17 protein-coding genes are annotated in these 17,932 nt (G+C 69.7%); 6 read left to right on the top strand and 11 right to left on the bottom strand.

Annotated elements, in window-relative coordinates:
* Nucleotides 1–59: 59 nt before the first annotated feature.
* The 10 genes from G6N64_RS06725 to G6N64_RS06680 form a co-directional block, all read right to left on the bottom strand.
* Nucleotides 60–1,325 (bottom strand): PPE family protein, encoded by a 1,266-nt coding sequence (locus G6N64_RS06725; protein WP_163796172.1) that lies wholly within the window; start codon nt 1,323–1,325, stop codon nt 60–62.
* A 72-nt stretch (nt 1,326–1,397) separates the two neighbouring features.
* Nucleotides 1,398–1,694, bottom strand: a complete 297-nt coding sequence (locus G6N64_RS06720) for a PE family protein (RefSeq protein WP_163796171.1) — start codon at nt 1,692–1,694, stop codon at nt 1,398–1,400.
* A gap of 145 nt (nt 1,695–1,839) precedes the next feature.
* A complete protein-coding gene (gene eccCb, locus G6N64_RS06715) occupies nt 1,840–3,612 on the bottom strand; it encodes a type VII secretion protein EccCb (RefSeq protein ID WP_163801486.1) in 1,773 nt (590 codons plus the stop codon).
* Between the two features lie 5 nt (nt 3,613–3,617).
* Nucleotides 3,618–5,843 (bottom strand): type VII secretion protein EccCa, encoded by a 2,226-nt coding sequence (gene eccCa, locus G6N64_RS06710; protein WP_163796170.1) that lies wholly within the window; start codon nt 5,841–5,843, stop codon nt 3,618–3,620.
* On the bottom strand, nt 5,840–7,318 hold the full coding sequence (gene eccB / locus G6N64_RS06705) for a type VII secretion protein EccB (protein WP_163796169.1): 1,479 nt from the start codon (nt 7,316–7,318) through the stop codon (nt 5,840–5,842). Before eccB ends, eccCa begins: the two co-directional genes overlap by 4 nt.
* Nucleotides 7,319–7,331: 13 nt before the next feature.
* Complete coding sequence (gene eccA, locus G6N64_RS06700; RefSeq protein WP_163796168.1) at nt 7,332–9,053, bottom strand: type VII secretion AAA-ATPase EccA; 1,722 nt, start codon at nt 9,051–9,053, stop codon at nt 7,332–7,334.
* Nucleotides 9,046–9,594: a YbaB/EbfC family DNA-binding protein gene (locus G6N64_RS06695; protein ID WP_163796167.1), complete on the bottom strand. Its 549-nt coding sequence runs from the start codon at nt 9,592–9,594 to the stop codon at nt 9,046–9,048. The genes eccA and G6N64_RS06695 overlap by 8 nt, the downstream gene beginning before the upstream one ends.
* A 23-nt stretch (nt 9,595–9,617) precedes the next feature.
* Nucleotides 9,618–10,463 (bottom strand): ESX secretion-associated protein EspG, encoded by an 846-nt coding sequence (locus G6N64_RS06690; RefSeq protein WP_163796166.1) that lies wholly within the window; start codon nt 10,461–10,463, stop codon nt 9,618–9,620.
* A 13-nt stretch (nt 10,464–10,476) separates the two neighbouring features.
* Nucleotides 10,477–10,803: an ESX-1 secretion-associated protein gene (locus G6N64_RS06685; RefSeq protein ID WP_163796165.1), complete on the bottom strand. Its 327-nt coding sequence runs from the start codon at nt 10,801–10,803 to the stop codon at nt 10,477–10,479.
* A gap of 20 nt (nt 10,804–10,823) precedes the next feature.
* Nucleotides 10,824–12,164: an EspA/EspE family type VII secretion system effector gene (locus G6N64_RS06680; RefSeq protein WP_163796164.1), complete on the bottom strand. Its 1,341-nt coding sequence runs from the start codon at nt 12,162–12,164 to the stop codon at nt 10,824–10,826.
* A gap of 378 nt (nt 12,165–12,542) precedes the next feature.
* Between G6N64_RS06680 and G6N64_RS06675 the strand changes: the two genes are divergently transcribed.
* Nucleotides 12,543–14,030 (top strand): MinD/ParA family ATP-binding protein, encoded by a 1,488-nt coding sequence (locus tag G6N64_RS06675; protein WP_163796163.1) that lies wholly within the window; start codon nt 12,543–12,545, stop codon nt 14,028–14,030.
* A 3-nt stretch (nt 14,031–14,033) separates the two neighbouring features.
* Here G6N64_RS06675 and G6N64_RS06670 read toward each other — a convergent pair whose 3' ends face one another.
* Entirely contained in the window at nt 14,034–14,750 is a 717-nt protein-coding gene (locus G6N64_RS06670) for a transcriptional regulator (RefSeq protein WP_163801485.1), read from the bottom strand.
* Between the two features lie 374 nt (nt 14,751–15,124).
* Between G6N64_RS06670 and G6N64_RS06665 the strand changes: the two genes are divergently transcribed.
* From G6N64_RS06665 to G6N64_RS06645, 5 genes are all read left to right on the top strand, one after another.
* Nucleotides 15,125–15,415, top strand: coding sequence for a WhiB family transcriptional regulator (locus G6N64_RS06665; protein ID WP_163796162.1), 291 nt, complete (start codon nt 15,125–15,127; stop codon nt 15,413–15,415).
* A gap of 322 nt (nt 15,416–15,737) precedes the next feature.
* Complete coding sequence (locus G6N64_RS06660; protein WP_163796161.1) at nt 15,738–16,172, top strand: EVE domain-containing protein; 435 nt, start codon at nt 15,738–15,740, stop codon at nt 16,170–16,172.
* A 9-nt stretch (nt 16,173–16,181) separates the two neighbouring features.
* Nucleotides 16,182–17,153 (top strand): pirin family protein, encoded by a 972-nt coding sequence (locus G6N64_RS06655; protein ID WP_163796160.1) that lies wholly within the window; start codon nt 16,182–16,184, stop codon nt 17,151–17,153.
* 9 nt (nt 17,154–17,162) lie between these two features.
* Entirely contained in the window at nt 17,163–17,474 is a 312-nt protein-coding gene (locus G6N64_RS06650; RefSeq protein WP_163796159.1) for a GNAT family N-acetyltransferase, read from the top strand.
* A 62-nt stretch (nt 17,475–17,536) separates the two neighbouring features.
* Nucleotides 17,537–17,917 carry a malate dehydrogenase gene (locus tag G6N64_RS06645; RefSeq protein ID WP_163796158.1) on the top strand — a complete coding sequence of 127 codons (381 nt, stop codon included), beginning with the start codon at nt 17,537–17,539 and terminating at the stop codon, nt 17,915–17,917.
* Nucleotides 17,918–17,932 lie beyond the last annotated feature (15 nt).

Raw genomic sequence — 17,932 nt, 5'->3', positions numbered from 1 at the left:
ATGGGACATGGCGAGTCCTTCCGCCCCCTTGGGCCGGGAAGTCTTTGTCGAGAGACGACTCACCAGTCGTCGCCCTCGTCCTCACTCAGGTCCTGAGTGAGTGGTGACGGCGCCTGCAAGCCCTGCTTGTTGCCGCCACCCTTCTTCTGCTGGGCCATGTGGCCCATCGGGGCCCCACCACCCGCGCCGTTGACCGGTGCGAGACCCGCTCCACTGGAGCCGGCTCCGGCGCCCACCGGCGCCTTCTCGGTGCTGCCGACCAGGTTGCCCATCAGCGGCGTCTGGGCCATCGAGCCACCCATGCCGGGCAGCGACGCCGCCCTGACCAGCCCGGCACCCGAACTCAGCCCCGACCCGCCCGCAAGCGGATGGTTCGAGAACGGGCTCGCCCCGATCAGTCCGATCTGGGCGGGTTCCGAATTGCCCATCGAGCTGAACATCGACGTCATCTGCTGCAGCGGGCCGGTGAGCTGCTGCAGCGGCTGCGTAACCATCTGCATGCCCTGCTGCGGCAGCTGCATCGCCATCTGCCCCAGCTGCGACCCGACCTGCATCGCCATCTGGGTGCCCTGCTGCATCGGGTTCTGCTGCGCAGTGGTCTCGGCCTTCTGCGCCTGACTCTGCGCCTGCGTGCTGCCCTGGTTCCCCATGGCCGACATGCGGCCGGCGGTCAGTGCCACCGACTCGAGCTTGGCCCTCGTGCTCACCGAGGCGATCGACATCTCCCGGACCAGTGCCCCCGGCGCCATTGCCGCGGTCTGAGCCGACGCCGTCGCCACCGCGCTCTCGCCCACCCCGGGGATGACGACGGGCTTGACCGGGAGGATCGGCTCGAACAACGTGTTGGCCGTGGTCTCTGCCTGGTAGGCGTCCATGACGCCCGCCGCCTGATTCCACATCCGGACGAAGTAGTCCGCCTCGTTCATCCCGATCGGGACCGTGTTGACCCCGAGGAAGTTCGTGGCGTGCAGGACCCCTCGCGTCACGTGGTTCTGTTCGATCTCCGCCAGCGGTGGCGTCGTCGTCAACGCCGCGGTGTAGGACGTCGCCTGGGCCGACGCCTGCAGTGCGCGCTTCTGCGCCTGCATCGCCGTGGTCCGCAGCCACGTAACCAACGGCATCGTCGCCGCGACCGCCCGCTCACTCGCCGATCCCGACCACGCACTGGTCAGAGCCGCCAGGCTCGACATGAGTTCGTCGGCCTGCGTCTCCAGCAGAATCGCCAGCGCTTCCCACCCTGCTGCAGCCTGCAGCATCGGCACCGGCCCGGCACCCATCATCAACCGTGAGGTGTTGACCTCCGGAGGGACGGCATGCCACAGCATCGTGGGAATAGCAGCGATAGCGACCATGATTTGCTAGAAACTCGTTTTCAGCTCACGGAGTTGATGTCGTTATTACGACAGGACGGCGGCGTTCTCGCCGTCGACCGTCGTGTAAACGCTGGCGATTTCCATGTAGGCGGCGCCGGTGCGCGACAGCTCCTCCTGAGCGAGGGCGTTGAGCGCGAGGGTCGAGGCACCCTCCATGGCAAACGCCATCGCGGCCTGCAGCGAAATCTCGTCCGCACCGGCCGGCGCGAGTGCCGTGACCTCGGCCGTTGCGGCAGTACCACCGGCGAGACCACGCACGCCATTCGCGACCACCTGGGCTCCGACGCCGACTGCAGCGGGGTTGTGTGACATGGGTTCCATTAGCGGATTCTCCTCATCAATTCCGAACACACTGGGAAGCAACCGAAGCGGCGGCATTACGAGATTTACCCATCCCCGTCATGTGATCCCCCGACCCGTTTGCTGACTTCTATTCGTCAGCGTTGCTGAATGACTGCGTTGAATATTACCGGGCCTCTGGAGGTGCTGCGAACACTTCTTCTTCGGGGGGATCCACGTAGGGGGCCTGGATGACCTCCTTGCCCTCCGGCGACACGAGAAATGCCTGGCCAGGGGGCCTGCGCTTGAGCTTGATCTCGCTGGACGGGAACTCCGTCTTCTCGCCCGAGAGGAACATCGTGGGGGATCCGGCACCGAATGCGGCACCCACGAACTTGTCCATCGTCGCCCGATGCGCCTGGCTCATCTGACACGTCACGACGATGTGCAGCCCGATGTCGGCGGCCGCCGGGAGCAGCGGACCGAGCGGACCCATCGGCGGCATCACGCCGCCGGCCGCGACGATCATGTGCCAATCGTCGACGAGCAGCACGATGTCCGGACCGGTCCACCAGGACCGGGCACGCAGTTGCGCGGTGGTCAGGTCCGGCGGTGGGAGCCGCTTCTGCAGGTTGACCGCGAGCGCCTTGATCGACTCCTCGAGCGAGGAGTTGTTGCGGTTCACCGCGCCGGCGGCCAGCAGATGGCTCTGCGGGACCGCGTCGAGCAGGCCCGACCGGTAGTCGGCCAACATGAACCGCACCTGCGACGGGTCGTTGCGCGAGCAGATCGCCTTCGCGACGGCCTGAGCGATCGTCGTCTTGCCCGACTTGGGCGCCCCGAAGATCAGCATGTGCGGCGTCGAGTGCATCGGGTTGTACGCGACCGAGAGGTCGGACTCGCGCAACCCGATCGGCACCGTCCACCTGGTGCGGTAGTCGCTCTCCGGTCCCGGCGGGTTCGGGTCGAGGTCGTGTAGGTAGATGCGTTCGGGCAGCACCCTGACCTGCGGCGCCTGCACCGAGGTGAGCGACGCGATGTGCGCCACCGCCTCGGTGATGGCCGGCACCATGTCCTGTGCGCTGTGCACGCCGTCGAGGCGCGGGACGCCGATCATCAGGTGGTGCTTCTCCATCGACACCGCTCGGCCGGGCCGGTTGGCCGGGATCTCGCGGGTGATGCGGTCGATCTGCGTCTCATTGACGTCACCGAGCCTGAACTCGACCTTCGTCCCGAGGTAGTCGCGGACGCGCGCCTTCAGCTCAGTCCAGCGCGGCGTCGAGATGATGGTGTGCACGCCGAACGCCAGGCCCTGGCCGGCGATGTCCTGCACCACCGGCTCGAGGTCCGGGAACTCCGAGACGAAGGCCGGCCACCCGTCGATGACGAGGTAGACGTCGCCGAACGGGTCGGCCGACGCCGGGTGACTCGGATCCTCGCGCAGCTGCCGGTACGTCGCGATGGAACCGACGCGGTGCTGCTTGAACATCGCCTCACGGCCGCGCAGCACGGCCTTCATCTCCGCCACGACGCGGTTCACGCGGTCGGGCTCCGACCGGGTCGCGACGCCGCCGACGTGCGGCAGGTCCTCGAGGTACATCAGACCGCCGCCGCCGAGGTCGATGCAGTAAAACTGCACGGTCCGCGGGGTGTGCGTCGCAGCGGCCGACAGGATCAGCGTCTGCAGGAACGTCGACTTGCCGGTCTGCGGCGCTCCGCCGATGGCGATGTTGCCGCCCGCGGCCGACGTGTCGATGCCCCAGACCTCCTGCCGGTGCCGGCGCGGCTCGTCCATGATGCCCAGCCCGAAGCGCAACGGCTGGCGCTGGTCGCGCTCGACGAGTTCGTTGACCGGCGTGGGATCGGTCAAGGGCGGCAACCACATCCGGTAGGCGCGGACCTCGCCGATCGCCAACTGGTTGAGGACGACCTCGCGCAGTACCCGCTGTTCCGGGTCCATCGTCGTCACGAGATCACCGGCTCGGCGATGGGCGCGGCGGTGAACGGCCGGATGTGCACGCGGCTCACCGCGGCGTGCTTGGGCGCCGCGTCACCGTTGTCCGACAGGGATGCGGTCGGGACGTATGGCTCGCCGGTGTAGATGCTCTTGAACTTCGCGGGGTCCTCCATGCCGACGCGCAGGAACCCGACACCGCTCTCCTTGTTGGTGATGTACTGCGCCTCCGGCGTGCCGATCACCGCCTTGGACTCCGCGGAACTGGTGGTACGCAGCGCGATTCGATACGTCAGGTTCGGCTCCAGCTTGTCGATGCGCACGCCGCCGGTGTTCAGCGACTGCGTCGCGAGCAGCAGGTGCACGCGCAGCGACCGGCCGACGCGACAGATGCGGTCGAACAGTGCGATGAAGTCCGGGTGGTTCTGCAGCAGCTCGGCGAACTCGTCGACGACCACGAACAGCGTCGGCAGCGGGGCGAGGTCCGCCCCACGCTCGCGGTGCTTCTCGTACTCCGCGACGCCGGACAGCGCGCCCGCCGCGCCGACCTGGATGCCCGCCTGTCGCAGGATGGACTGGCGCCGGTCGAGTTCACCGGAGAGCACCTCGCCCATGCGGCTGACGAGTTCGGCTTCCTCCTCCATGTTGGTGACCACCGCGGCGGTGTGCGGCAGCTTCTCCATGCCGAGGAACGTCGATCCGCCCTTGAAGTCGGTCAGCAGCAGGTTGACCTGATCGGGGTGGTGCGTGGCGACCAGCGACAGGATCAGCGTGCGCAGGAACTCCGACTTGCCGGAACCCGTTGTCCCGATCAGCATTCCGTGCGGACCGGCGCCGAACTCCGCGCCCTCCTTGATGTCCAGGTACTGGATGTCGCCGGTCTTCAGCTCGTGCCCGAACGGGATCTTGAGGCGGTCGCGGTCGGTGTCGCTGAACATCCGCCACCGGTTGGGCGTGACCTCCTCGATGGTCTGCGCGCCCACCAGCTGGTGCCACTCGGTGGCGACCTTCTTCTGCACCCGCGTGCTCTTGTCGATGATCGTGCCGGTGATCGACCACCCCGCGAGCTTGCGGGCGATGCGGGCCGCCTGGCCGGAGGTCATCGTGTCGGTGGTGCTGGTGACCAGCCGGAACGTCTGGTTGGGCAGCCGGTCGTCGGCCGTACCGCTCGGGTCGACGCGGATGCGGTAGGCCGAGCCGCGGTGGTTGCCGAGGGTGATGACGGTGACGCCGGCGCGGCCGTCCACCGGGAACCCGGCCTTGCCGCCGGTGAGGTCGATGACGACGACGTAGGGACCGGCGGGTGCGGAGTCGGCGGTGTGCGGTCCGCGCGCCGTCAGGTCCGAGAGCCCGTCGGGACGGGTGAACACCAGGCGCGTCGCGCCCGCGGCGTCGGTGTCGGTCTGGTGCTGGGTGTGGGGCAGCCACTTCAACCAGGACCACTGCGGGTCCTCGGGGTTGTCGGTGAGCACCCGCAGCTGCAGGAGGTCCGGCGGATGGAACACCGCCAGGTGGCAGATCATCGCGGTGAGCAGCCCCGCGGAGTCGCCGTCGCCACCAATCGCGATGGTCGGGAAGGTGCGCAGCTGAACGAGTTTCGGGCAGTCGTGGATCAGGCCGTGGGTGCGCAGGAACTTGGTCACCCACATGTGGCTGACCGGCTCGAGGTGGGGTTGCGGGGCGGCCTGCGGGCCTGCCAGCTCGCCACCGACCGACGGCTTCAGCAGCCGGTCGACGGCCGGTTCGGTGCCCAGGCCGATGCGCACGGCGGCGTAGAAGTCCGAGCTGGCCTGACGCGACCATTGCCGGTGCGTACCGATCAGCGACAGCAGGTCGTCGGGATGCGGTGCGTGGTAGTTGAAGAACGTGACCTGTGCTGCCGCCGACGAGGTGACCCGGGTCCGCAAGCCGGCGAGGTAGCGCAGGTATTCCTTGCGGTCGGCGTTGATCTCGGGCACCTTCTTGCCGCCCGAGCCGCCGCCCGCCATCATGCCGACCGTGCCCATGACCATCATCAGCGGCATCATCAGCATGTACGGCGAAAGCTGCCGAACGCCGGTGAAGATCATGATCGCGATCATGCCGAGCATGCAGCCGCCCATGACGTAGGGCAGCGCCTTCTGCATGCCCGACGGCGGGATCTCGACGCCGAGGTCGTCGGGTGCCGTCACGTTGATCTCGCCGGGCGTCAACCGGGGACCACGCTTGATGGTGGGCGTGAACTTCTTCGTGGTCATCGGGGACCTCCGGTGTTGGCGGCGGGCTGAGCGCCGTTCTTGCCGTTGGGGATTGGCCTCGGATCGGGATCCGCCGGCAGCGTGTCGTGCTCGAGGAGTGCCGCCTCCTTCGACAGCACCGGTCCGTCGACCAGCAGGCTGACCACCTGCCAGGGCGCGGTGACGGGCCCCGACAGGCCCAGGGTGCCCGCGGTCTCCTCGTTGGGCAGGCCGTAGCGGACGCCCTGCGGGTCGATGTAGTACAGACTCTCGCCGTACCGCGGGTCCGGCGACTGCAGGCGGATGAACTGTCCGCCGTTGATGTAGACGGTCGAGTCACCGCCGATCTGGTCGATGCCGTTGTTGATGGCCGTCGCCGGGATGGGCAGCCGGCGGCCGACGACCACGCTGGACTTCGGCGCCTGCGAACCCGCCTCCCGCGTCCACGCCCAGCACAGCGTCGGGGTCTCCTGACGCTGGAGCGTCTGCAGCGGCTTGTCCGGCAGCGGCGACACGAAGACCTGCTCGGTGATCTTCGCGACGTCGCTCGACTCGATGGCCGGCGGCGCCACCAGGTCGTAGGAGTTGGTCGCGCGCAACGCCGCCGCGGTGGTGTCGTTGACCTTCGCGACGCCGTCGGTCAGGACCACGTAGAGCTGCTCACCGGACTCGGTGACGGTCTTGAACACCGACCCGTTCACCAGGTTCGCCGGCAGTCCGACACCGTTGGGCGCACCCGCGGCGGCGATCGCGGGCAGCTGCCACGGCCCCACGTTGGGCAGCGCGTTGAACAGGCCCTCCGAGATGGGGGTGGCCTTCGCGGTGACGGGGATGCCCACGGCCGAGGTGACGGCGCGGTCGGACAGGTCGATCGCATGCCGGCCGGTGGCGGTCACCAGCCAGTCGTCTCCGGCGTAGGTGACCAGCATCGCCTGGTCGGGACGCATCACGCCGACCGTCGAGTCGGTCGTCAGCGGCAGCACGATGACCGACGTATCGATGGTCGGCGCAACGCTTTCCGCCTTGGTGACGGTGTCGCACAGCGTCCACGTCGACTCGCCGACCGCACTCACGGGCGTCGCATACGGCGCACCGGGGATGCCGATGGGCTGTCCCTTCGACATGCGGTTGAGTTCCTCGGACTTCACTGCCGACGGCGTGCCCGCGTTGCCCAGCACCAGGCGCGCCGACGTCAGGTTGTACACCGGGCGCAGCTGATCGCTGTTCGGCATCACGATGTAGAGCTGGTTGGTGGTTCGATCGACCAGAAGCGTGTCGCCGCTGCGCTTGCCGAGCGGCTTGAAGTAGGCGAGCAGCGCGGCGCCCAGACAGATCACCACGGCCAGGATGATGCCCGCCGACACCGCGCGGCTGTAGAACTGCAGCGGATCGTCGAACATGCGGGTGTCGCGCCGCACGATGGCGTGCTCGACGCGGCGCAGCAGGAAGCGCCAGCCGCTGACCTGGATCTTGGTGGTGAGTCTGAAACCTGCCATGACGTCGTCTGCCCTAACCGCTGATGTTCAGTCGCGCGTGCACGGCATCGATGGCATCGGCCATGTCCTGTCCACCGATCTCGCTGAGCTGCTCGACGCCGAGGTTCTCGAAGTCCATCGACCTGGCCAGCCGCATGTCCCGGTATTGCTCCCCGGCCTCGACCAGTTGCCGCGCGTACCGCCCGTTGCCCGCGATGTCGAGCGCCGGCTTGTTGTTGAGCGTCCGCTGGCTCAGCAGCGTCGCGGCCTCGAAGATCCGCTTGCCCGCCTCCTCGCTGAGCACCGAATCATTGTTCTCAGCAAGCACTCTCGCGATCTCACCGATCTCCTCGGGTGCGTACGAGTCGAACTCGATGCGGGTGGAGAAGCGGGAGCGCAGGCCGTCGTTGGTCTCGAGCAGGCGGTCGATGTCGTTGCCGTAGCCGGCGATGATGACGACGAGGCGGTCGCGGTCGTTCTCCATCCTGGCCAGCAACGTGTCCAGGGCCTCGGTGCCGAACGGGTCGGCCTGCCCATTGCGCTCCTGCACCAGGGTGTACGCCTCGTCGATGAACAGCACACCGCCCAGCGCCCTGTCGATCGTGCGGGCGGTCTTCACCGAGGACTGGCCCTCGTACTCGGCGACGAAGTCCTTGCGGGAGGTCTCGACGAGCTTGGGCTCCGCGATCACGCCGAGGCCGGCGAGGATGTTGGCCACCACCCGGGCGATCGTCGTCTTGCCGGTACCGGGCGGGCCGGTGAAGATCATGTGCTTGGACTGCTGGGCGACCTTCATGCCCCGCGCCGCCCGCACCCGCGCCATCTGCGTTGCGGCACGGTATCTCTCGATCTGATCCTTGACCCTGGCGAGGCCGATCTGACGCTCGAGTTCCTCCTGCGCCTCGGCCAGCAACCGCTCCCTGCCCGACGTGTCGGCCACGACGCTGCCCGGGTCCCACGGATCCGTGCGCGACGCGATCTTCTCCGGGGTGGTGGTGGTGATCCGGTAGGCGGGATCACGAAGTGCGGCAGTGACCTTGGGCTCCGCGTGGGTGGCCTGCAGCCACTCGAGCAGCGCCATGGCGGACTCCTCGTTGCCCTGGCTGCGCCGCGTCATCGCGAGGTACCACGCGATCGCCGTCGCGCACGCCTCGCCCGCCGGGGATGAATTCGACTCGGTGAGACGGCGTTCGGCCTCGGTGAACAGGCCGAGGTTGGCGGCGGCCACCCCATGGGCGACGCCGCCTGCCGCACCGAGGAACTTGTCCGGCCAGTTGCTCGCGCCGCGCACCTCGTCGATGACGTCGGTCCACCGCTCGGCCGCGGCGTACACGACCGCCTTCATCCAGGACACGAGGTGCTCGGCACCGGCCGACTGCGCGCCCTCGAGCGCCTCCATCGCGTCGGCGTAGTTGCCGCCGTTGGCCTCGCTGACCGCGAAGCCCATCACGAGGGCCAGCGGTGAGTTCACCGGATAGGTGATGTCGCCGAACTGCCCGCCGATCGGCACCCGCGCATTGACGGCGTTCATCGAGATCTCGGCGGCACCCGCCAGCTGACCGAAGTTGCCCCGCGAGAACCAGGCCCGGAACAGCGTCACGCGGTCGGTGTCGCCGCACCGGATGCGGCCCACCCACGCGTCGCACGCCGTCTCGTCGTACGAGGTGATCTCGGTGAAGAGTTCCAACGCGCGGGCCGGGGAATTGCCCAGCATTCCGACGGCGCTGCCGAAGAGTCCTGCCAACTGGTCAGTCATGGTCACCTGCATATCGGGTCGAGAAGACCGACGCGCGCGTGCGGTCGGCGTCCTCGGGGGACGGGAGGTCGAGGTCTCGTCGGAGGAAGTCACGGGTGGCGGCGTCGTCGTGGCCCTGTTGTCGCATGCCCTCCAGCATGAAGGCGTACTGGGCGGACCGGGCATCCTGCGTGGCCAGCCCGGCGATCACCACGATCTCGTCGGCGAGTTGCGACTCGCTCATCCGGGTGACGCGCGGGGACAGTTCGACCAGGCTGATCCGGCCGTCGAGGAACGCCGACACGGTCACGGTGCCGGGAGGGTTGGTGACCGTGAACAGCGGGACCGGAGGCTCGTCGGACACCGGGTCGGCCGAGACGGCCATGACCGGCCAGGCCTCGTCGTCCTGACCGGAGTGGACCGCCTCGTCGTCGACCGCGGGGTAGTTGACGTAGTCGTCCAGACCGGCGAGTTCGTCTCCGGGCGCGGAGAAGTCCAACGAGGACAGGTCGTCGTAGTCGTCCTGCTCGTCGTCGAAGTGGTGAGGCGAGTGGTCGTCCACCAGTGGTGTGTCTCCGTCCGTGCTCAGTCGGCGTAGGCGTCTGTCTCGGATTTGTCGAACCACCCCTTGGACGGCAGGAAGTCGAGCAACCCGTCGAGCGCGCGCTGCAGGTTCTCCTTGGTCCCCGGGAGGAAGCTGCCGTACAGGTCACCGTTGACCCGTCGCGGGATGGACACGATGCGCCCGTGGCGGGAGTCGAGGACGCCCGCGGCCACGTCGGTGTTCGTGACGGTGCCGCCGGGATGCCGCTCGATCGCGGTGATCTCGACCCAGCTGTTGGGTGCCGCGATCGCATCGGAATAGATGCGTGCGGACGGCGGCGCGATGCCGAAACGGCCCAGCTCGTTCGCCGTCGCCGACTCGCCCAGCAGGCTCGCCTGACCCGTCAGCGGCTCGACGTCGGCGGGGGTTCCGGCGCCCAGGACGACGTTCACCATCCCGGCCAGCCCGACCTGGGGTGCGACGCGCTGCAGGACCAGCAGATCCCCGTCCCGAGCTGCGACGACATGGCGATCCCCCTTGCGGCACACGGTGAAGCGGATCATCTTGCCACCGACGTCGCGGCGCCACCACCTGCCTTCGAGGGTGCGATCGGCGCGGCTGAGGGTGTCGAGCATCGCCGCGACCTCGGCGTGCGGTTCGCCGAACACGTCGAGCACGCCCTGGGCCGTCAGGTCCCGCGTCACCTGCTCCCAGACGATGTCGCGGAGTTCGGGGATCGGGATGTTGGGCCGGATTCCCATCGAGGGCGGGAAGTCCATCAGGTTGAGCTTGTCCGCCACGACCAGGAGGCCGTCGATGGTCAACTCGACCGCGACGACGTCGTCGACGTGCGTGCCGCCGTGGTTGGTGCCGTAGGAACTCGTCATCTTCCCCCCTCGTCTAGTGGAACCGTGCGTGCGCGGGCAAGCCGGCGATCCGGCCCGCCGTGCGTCGGTCCGTGTCGTCGTAGCGGCCCGCGGCGGTCCCGAGGTCGTCCCCCAGCGCGTCGGACGCCCGTTCCATCGACCGCCCCGTCGCGCGTCGCACCCGGTTCGCCGACTCGACGGCGTTCGCGGTCGACCAGGCGATGACGCCATGGCTGACGCGGACCGACTCGTCGACGCCGTGCGTCACCCCGGTGGCCGACTTGATCTCGGCCGCCGCCCGGCGCTGGGCGGCGGACAGTTGCCGCAGGTGGGCCGTCATGACCCGCACACCGCTCGACATCGTAAACCCCCTCCTCCTACCTATCTTTGTACCGTTACGCCGGGGTCGGCGAGGATTCGCGCATCCGGATGGTTCACGGCCTCCCGCCCACCGTCGGCGGCGTCCGGGCCCGGCCCTGCCGCGGTGTCGGGCCGCCCGTCGCCGTCGCGGTCCTGCTCGATGTCGAGGACGCCGTCGCCGTTCTCGTCGTCCTCGGCATCGGAGACGCCGTCATGGTCGGTGTCGTCGTCGACGTTCGGAATGCCGTCGCCGTCGGAGTCCTTGGCCCGCGCCTCGTCCTCCCGCTCAGCCTCCTCGGCGGCCTCCTGCCGCGCCTTCTCGTCCATCGCCTGGTCGACCATGGCCTTCACCATCGACGCGAGCTGCGTCGTCGTTCCAGTGCCGGTCTGGGCGGCGGCGGGCGCGGCAACCGGCGGCGCGGGCATGGCCGCGGGCATCTGGGCGGGCATCGGTGCGGGCGGCGCGACGGCCCCGGCCGGTGCGACCTGGACGGGTGGGACGACGGGCGTCGGTTCGGGTGCGGCGCTCACCGAGGGGCCACCACCTCTCGAGGGGCTGGCGCCGGCAGAGGGGCTGGCGCCGGTCACGTCGTCGCCGGTCACGTCGTCGTCGGGGGCCGGGTCTCGATCGGTGGTCTCCTCCGGAGACTTCTCCTCGTCGCCGGGTGGCGGCGGGCCGTCGGGGATGGGATCGGCGGGCGACCGCTCGCCGACGGCGTCCTCGTAGCGATCGGTGGCTCGCCGGATCTCGGCTGCATTGGCGTCGACCTGCTGGGTCAGCTCGGCCAGGTGCGACGTGCACGTCCCGAGCGCCTTCGTGACGGCGGCGATCTCCACGGCGACCGACGCACCCTCGCCGACGAACGGCGTCGCGGCGACCAGCATCGACACGGCGCCGAGCCAGTCGCTCTGATCGTCGAGCGTCCGTCGCGCGGCGACGATCTGTCCCGCCTCGCGCACGAGGACGGCCTGCACGGACCGATCCGCTTCGGCTACGGCGTCGGCGCGGCCGGTCTGGCCGGAGGTGGAGGACGCGTAGGCGTCCGATGCGGCGCCGGTCCACGAGTCGTCCGGGTAGGCGGCCGACAGCGTCGTCGCCGCCTCGTCGAACCGTGCGGAACCCGCGCCGAAGCGCTCGCCGTCATCCGGATCGCCGACGCCCGTGGTGCGCCGCATCCCGGCGATCGTGACCTGTCCCCCGCTGAGGATCGGCGTCCGCGCGCGCTCGACGAATCCGACGACTCCCCGCCCGTGGAGCTGCCTCCCGGCCGCCGTCACACCGCGCACCACGTCGTCGGCATTCTCGATCAGTTCTTTGCCGACCCCGCCCACCGACAGCACGGCCGAGCCGTCGTCCGTCACGTCTCCCCGCACCCGCACTCACCCCGTCCCCTTGGCCGACAGCGACGTTACCAGCGGTCGAGCACCCGCATCCGCACCAAGTTCACCCTCGGGAAGGGCCCGGAAACCCGCCCTGATCGGCTACTTTCGGATTCCGACGGTGTTCCGGGACGTACGACGGACGCCCGGCCGTCGGCCCAGGCTCCTCGTGCGCACACTCGCGGCCCGTCGACGACGACCGTTCGCCCCCGCGCTTCTTCGGTGTCTGCCATCCCGTTGCGGTCGCGCGACTCGGCGGAGTGAGCACTCCTGTCCGTCCGGTCCGTGGTTGATACTTGATCCGAAGGTCGACCGTCGCGTCGTCTGGAGAGCGTCCGAGGAGGAGAGGAGCCCGGTGCCGTGAGCGACCGCGACGACGCCTTGCGCAGAGAGCTCGGCTGGACGGGACCCGAGGAGACCGACTACGAGCCGCCTCCCGCCGAACCGGCGTTCACCCCGCCCCCGGCACCGCCGCCGAGCCGGCCACCCGTCGACTTCGTCCCGACCCAGGAGCTTCCACAGCACGAGGGCCTCGTGCCGGAGCAGGGCGCCGATGCGTCGTCCCCCCGCGAGCCCGAGCGCCAGGATCCCGCCGCGCCGTCGCAGACGCCCCCACCTCCGCCGCCCCGGTACGGTCCGCCGCCCGGGCTGCTGCGCGACCCAAGCCAGCGCCACGACACCGGCCAGTTCCCGGGCCACCAGCCGCCGTGGGGGCAGCAGCAGCACGGGTGGTCCCAGCAGCCACCGCCACCGCCACCCCCGCAGCAGCCACCGCGGCCGCCCCGCCCGGGCATGCCCCCGCAGGGCCCACCGCCGCAGGGTCCGCCACCACAGGGAGCCTGGCCCGGACAGCCCTACGGGCCTGACCCCCGCAGCGCGCCGCCGCCACCGCCCGGGTCGTACGCCGACCGCATCCGTGCGGGCGACCTCGTCCCGGCCAAGCGCACGCCGCCGTCACGCGGCTGGCGTCTCGCGGTGTTCCGCGCGACGTTCGGCCTGGTCAACCTCGGGCAGTCGCCGGAGGAGATCCAGGAGGCCGAGATGGAGGCGCGCATCAGGGGCGTCCTTCGTGGCCACTTCAAGATCGGCGTGATGGGCAAGGGCGGCGTCGGCAAGACCACGGTGTCGGCCAGCATCGGGTCGGTCTTCGCCGAACTGCGCCAGGACGACCGCGTCGTCGCCATCGACGCGGACACCGCCTTCGGCAAGCTGGGCAGCCGCGTCGACCCGAAGGCCATCGGCTCCTACTGGGAACTCGCGGCCGACCAGCACCTCGAGACGTTCGCCGACGTCCGCAGCCGCGTCGGCAACAACGCGGCCGGGCTCTTCGTCCTCGCCGGTGAGGGCAGCCCCGCCCGCAGGCGGGTGCTCGACCCCGCGATCTACCGCGAAGCCACCGCACGGCTGGACCGGTACTTCACGATCTCGATCGTCGACTGCAGTTCGACCATGGACACCCCGGTCACCCAGGAGGTGCTGCGCGACCTCGACGCGATGATCGTGGTGTCGTCGCCCTGGGTCGACGGTGCCGCCGCGGCGGGTCAGACGCTGGACTGGCTCGCCTCGCGCAACCTCACCACCCTGCTGCAGCGGACCGTGGTGGTACTCAACGACTCCGACGGGCACGCCGACAAGCGCACCCGCGGCATCCTGGCCCAGCAGTTCGCCGGCCAGGGGCAGAAGGTGGTCGAGGTGCCGTTCGACGGGCACCTCCGGCCGGGTGGCGTCATCGGCCGCACCGCCGAGATGGCGCCCGCGACGCGCCGCAAGTTCATCGAGATCGCCGCGGCGCTCTCCGAGTACTTCCCCACCAGCGACGATCGGGACCGCGGCCGCGACCGCTTCTGACCCTCAGCGCCAGTCGAGTTGGGCCACGAGGGACTCGACGAGTTCGGCGTCGTCGGGGCCCACCGGCTGCTCCGCCTCGGCGGCCAGCACCGCATCCTCGGCCACTCCCGCAGCCCGCGCGGTCTCCGCGATGGTGAGGTTGGCGTTGCGACGCGCCGCATAGAGCCGCTGGCCCAGCGTGGCCGTCGGTGCGGACGACCCGAGCAGTGTCAGCTCGTCGATCTGGCGACGGACCGCGCTCAGCGACCGCAGCAGCTGCGGCGTCACCCGGCCGATCCGTGCGGCGCGCGAGGCGACGGCCTCGAGTTGACGCAGGTCGGCCAGGATCGCGGTCACCCGCGGGGTGAAGTCGGGGTGGTCGTTCGGGGGAAGGGATGCGACCGTCCCACCGAGGGTGTGGACGGCAGCGTCGACCGCCTGGGCGATCAGTGACCCCTCGTCGAGGTCCGCGACCGATGGCCGCGTGGAGTGTTCGGGTACGACGGGTTCGAGGGGCGCGGGGTCGGCGCTCGCGACGCCCTGGCGTAGCCGCGAGATCGTCCCCGGCGACCAGCGCAGGACCTCTTCGAGCTTGGCGCGTGTCTTCTCACGCGGCCAGCTCCGGCCCTTCTCGAAGGAGATCAGGGCGCCGGCGTTGATGATGCCGTCGGCGGCCAGGCTGCGCTGGCTGATGTCGAGTTCGCGGCGTCGGGCGGCGGCCGCGGCGCCTGCGCGGGCCATGCCGGGATCGACGTCGATGGTCTCGTCGGGGGCGGCGTCCGGTTCCGCGTGCTCCGGTTCGACACTCGCCACCGACGCACCTCCTCCCATACCGCTGCACTGCTACGACTCCGGTCCAGCTTAGTCGGTGGCACCGTCGAGCGGAACCGTCGCACTGAGTGGATTACAAGCGTGTCATTGCAGCGGTTCGCCAAACCGTCTTGTCCCGCCGCCTCCGAGCTGCGTCGTGCAGAACGCCCGCTACCAGCGACTATTTCGAACGGGGCTGACGAAGCGATGCATCTCAACTAAAACTGTTGCATCGCTACGGTTATTGCTATAGGTTCGCTTCATCGCGCTACGGAACCTCGAGCGCTCGACCCAAGGAGTTACGAATGAACGCAGTGGGACTGGACGGACTTCCCGTCGGCAAGTGCACGCAGGATCCGGACCGTTGGCTCTCGACCGCCGACGAGGACGCAAAGACCATCTGCCGCCTGTGCCCGCGCCGCTGGGCCTGCGCCCGCGAAGCCGTCGAGCTCCCGCGCGCCGAGGGCCTCTGGGCCGGCATCGTCATCCCCGAGGGCGGTCGCGGACGCACGTTCGCCCTGCGCCAGCTGCGTTCGCTCGCCGAGCAGAACGGCTACGCCGTCCGCGCCCGCCGCCTGTTCCTCGAATCCGCCTGACGCGCGCCCCGCTGTCGATTCGAGGGGACGGCAGCGGGGTCGCAAAATTCGTGACCGCAGTAGGAACAATCTTCGGCGCGAGGCCGTTAAGCTATTCGTACGGCCCCGGACAATGCCCCGGGTACCACCCCTTAAGTCGCCGAGAGCGACCACTTGCCGAGAGGCGCATAGGCGGGGCCGTACTTGGAAGCCGTCGACGTTCACGCGTCGGCGGCTCTCCTCGTTTCAGGGCCCTCGCAACCGCGTCCGCACTGGCTGTGGATGAATTCGCCACTGTGGATCAACCGCCGGATCTGTCGCCCTGCGCTCCTAGCGTGGCGGCATGACGTACTGGATCAACACGGTCAGCCGAGGACACGTCCTGCGCGGGGTGGCCGGCGGCTTCACACAGGCCAACCACGGCAAGCCGCACATGCTGCGCAAGATGGCAAAGGACGATTGGATCGTCTTCTACTCGCCGAAGACCGACTACCCCGACGGCGCGCCCCTGCAGGCGTTCACCGCCCTCGGCCAGGTCACCGACGACGAGGTCTATCAGGCCGATCTCGACCCGGAGTTCCAACCGTGGCGGCGCGGGATGCGCTTCGAGCCGTGCGTCGAGACGCCGATCCGGCCGCTGCTCGACGACCTCGACTTCATCGTCGACACGTCGCGCTGGGGCTACCGGTTCAGGGCGGGCGCATTCGCGATCGAGGAGCACGACTTCGGGGTCATCCGAAGCGCCATGACGCCGGTGGTACCCACCCGACGGAGCTAGGGTGGGCCGGTGAGCAACACCGACGCGCGGCCCGACGAAGTCGCCTGCGGTGCATCGACATTCGCAGACGTGTCGACCGGGGTCCTGCACCCGCGCGACGTCCCCCTGGGCGGCCCCCGAGCCATCCGGGTGCGCCGCACGCTGCCGCAACGGGAGCGCTCGATGATCGGCGCCTGGTGCTTCGCCGACCACTACGGTCCGCACCGCGTCGCATCCGGCACCGGGATGGACGTGCCGCCGCACCCGCACACCGGGCTGCAGACGGTGAGCTGGCTGTTCGAGGGCGAGATCGAGCACCGCGACAGTGCGGGCGTGCACGCGATGGTGCGCCCCGGCGAACTCAACCTGATGACGGCGGGGTCGGGCATCTGCCATTCGGAGGTGTCCACGGCGACCACCGACACGCTGCACGGGGCGCAACTGTGGGTCGCGCTACCGGACGCCGATCGCGACACCGACCGCGACTTCGCCTACCACGCGCCGGTCGCCCGCACCGTCGGCGACGCGACCGTGCGCGTGTTCCTCGGCGAACTGGCAGGCGACCACTCCCCCGTGCAAACCTTCACGCCGCTGCTCGGAGCGCAGGTCGATCTCGCGCCGCGCGGCACCGTGGCGTTCGACGTGGACCGCGACTTCGAACACGGCGTCCTGCTCGACCGCGGCGACGTCGACGCCCGCGGCGACGCTCTCGGGGTCGGCGACCTGTGGTTTCAGTCCGTCGGCTGCGACCGGCTCGAACTCGTAAACCGTGGCGAGACGCCGGCGCGGGTGCTGGTGCTGGGTGGCCCACCGTTCACCGAGGAACTGGTCATGTGGTGGAACTTCGTCGGTCGGACCCACGACGAGATCGTCGAGTTCCGCGAGGAGTGGCACCATCGAGGGGAGCGGTTCGGCGAGGTGTCCGGCTACCCGGGCGGCCGCCTGCCCGCGCCGCCCCTGCCCAACGGCAGGTTGCGACCCCGTCACAATCCCGGCCACTGAGGGAGCCCCATGGATTCCGAGACCACGACCGACAAGACCGGCGCGACGGCGACCGTCACCGAGGAACCCGGCCGTTTCACCATCGCCGTCGAGGGCCGCACCGTCGGCCTTGCCGACTATCACGACCGCGACGGCCGTCGCATCTTCCCGCACACGGAGGTCGACACCGCCTACGAAGGACGCGGCCTGGGCACGATCCTCGTCGCAGAGGCGCTGAAGGCGACCAAGGCGGAGGGACTGCGCATCGTGCCGAGCTGCTCGATGGTCGCGCACTACATCGAGAAGCACCCGGAGTACGCGGACGTCACCGACGCCGGTTAGCCGTCCGCGCCTCCGCCCGATCCGGCCCGCATGATCGCCGCCGGCCCGGGTACGTGCCGCGCATGACCGTCCCCACGACCACCGCATCCCGCACGCTCGCAACTTCGCTCGGCGTCACCAGCGTCGGCCTAGGCCTATCCGAACTCGTCGCCCCCGACGGCGTCGCCCGGATGGCCGGCGTCGTACCCACCGACCGGGCCCGGAAGGTGCTCCGACTCCTGGGCGTACGCGAATGCGGGCACGGACTGGCGATCCTGCTCGGCTCGCGAAGGCTGGTGTGGACCCGGGTGGTCGGCGACGTGCTCGACGTGGCGCTGCTCGCGGCGGCGCTCACCGGACCCGGCGCCGACCGCAGACGCGGCGCAGTGGCCATGGGCGTCCTGTCGGTCATCGGCGCCGCAGACGTATGGGCGGCGAAGCAGGCGCTGAACGGCGACCTCTGAACGGGCGCCGGCGAC

It is taken from the genome of Mycolicibacterium sediminis, from assembly GCF_010731735.1.
GTDB lineage: Bacteria > Actinomycetota > Actinomycetes > Mycobacteriales > Mycobacteriaceae > Mycobacterium > Mycobacterium sediminis.
This window is presented reverse-complemented; position numbering and strand designations above follow the sequence as displayed.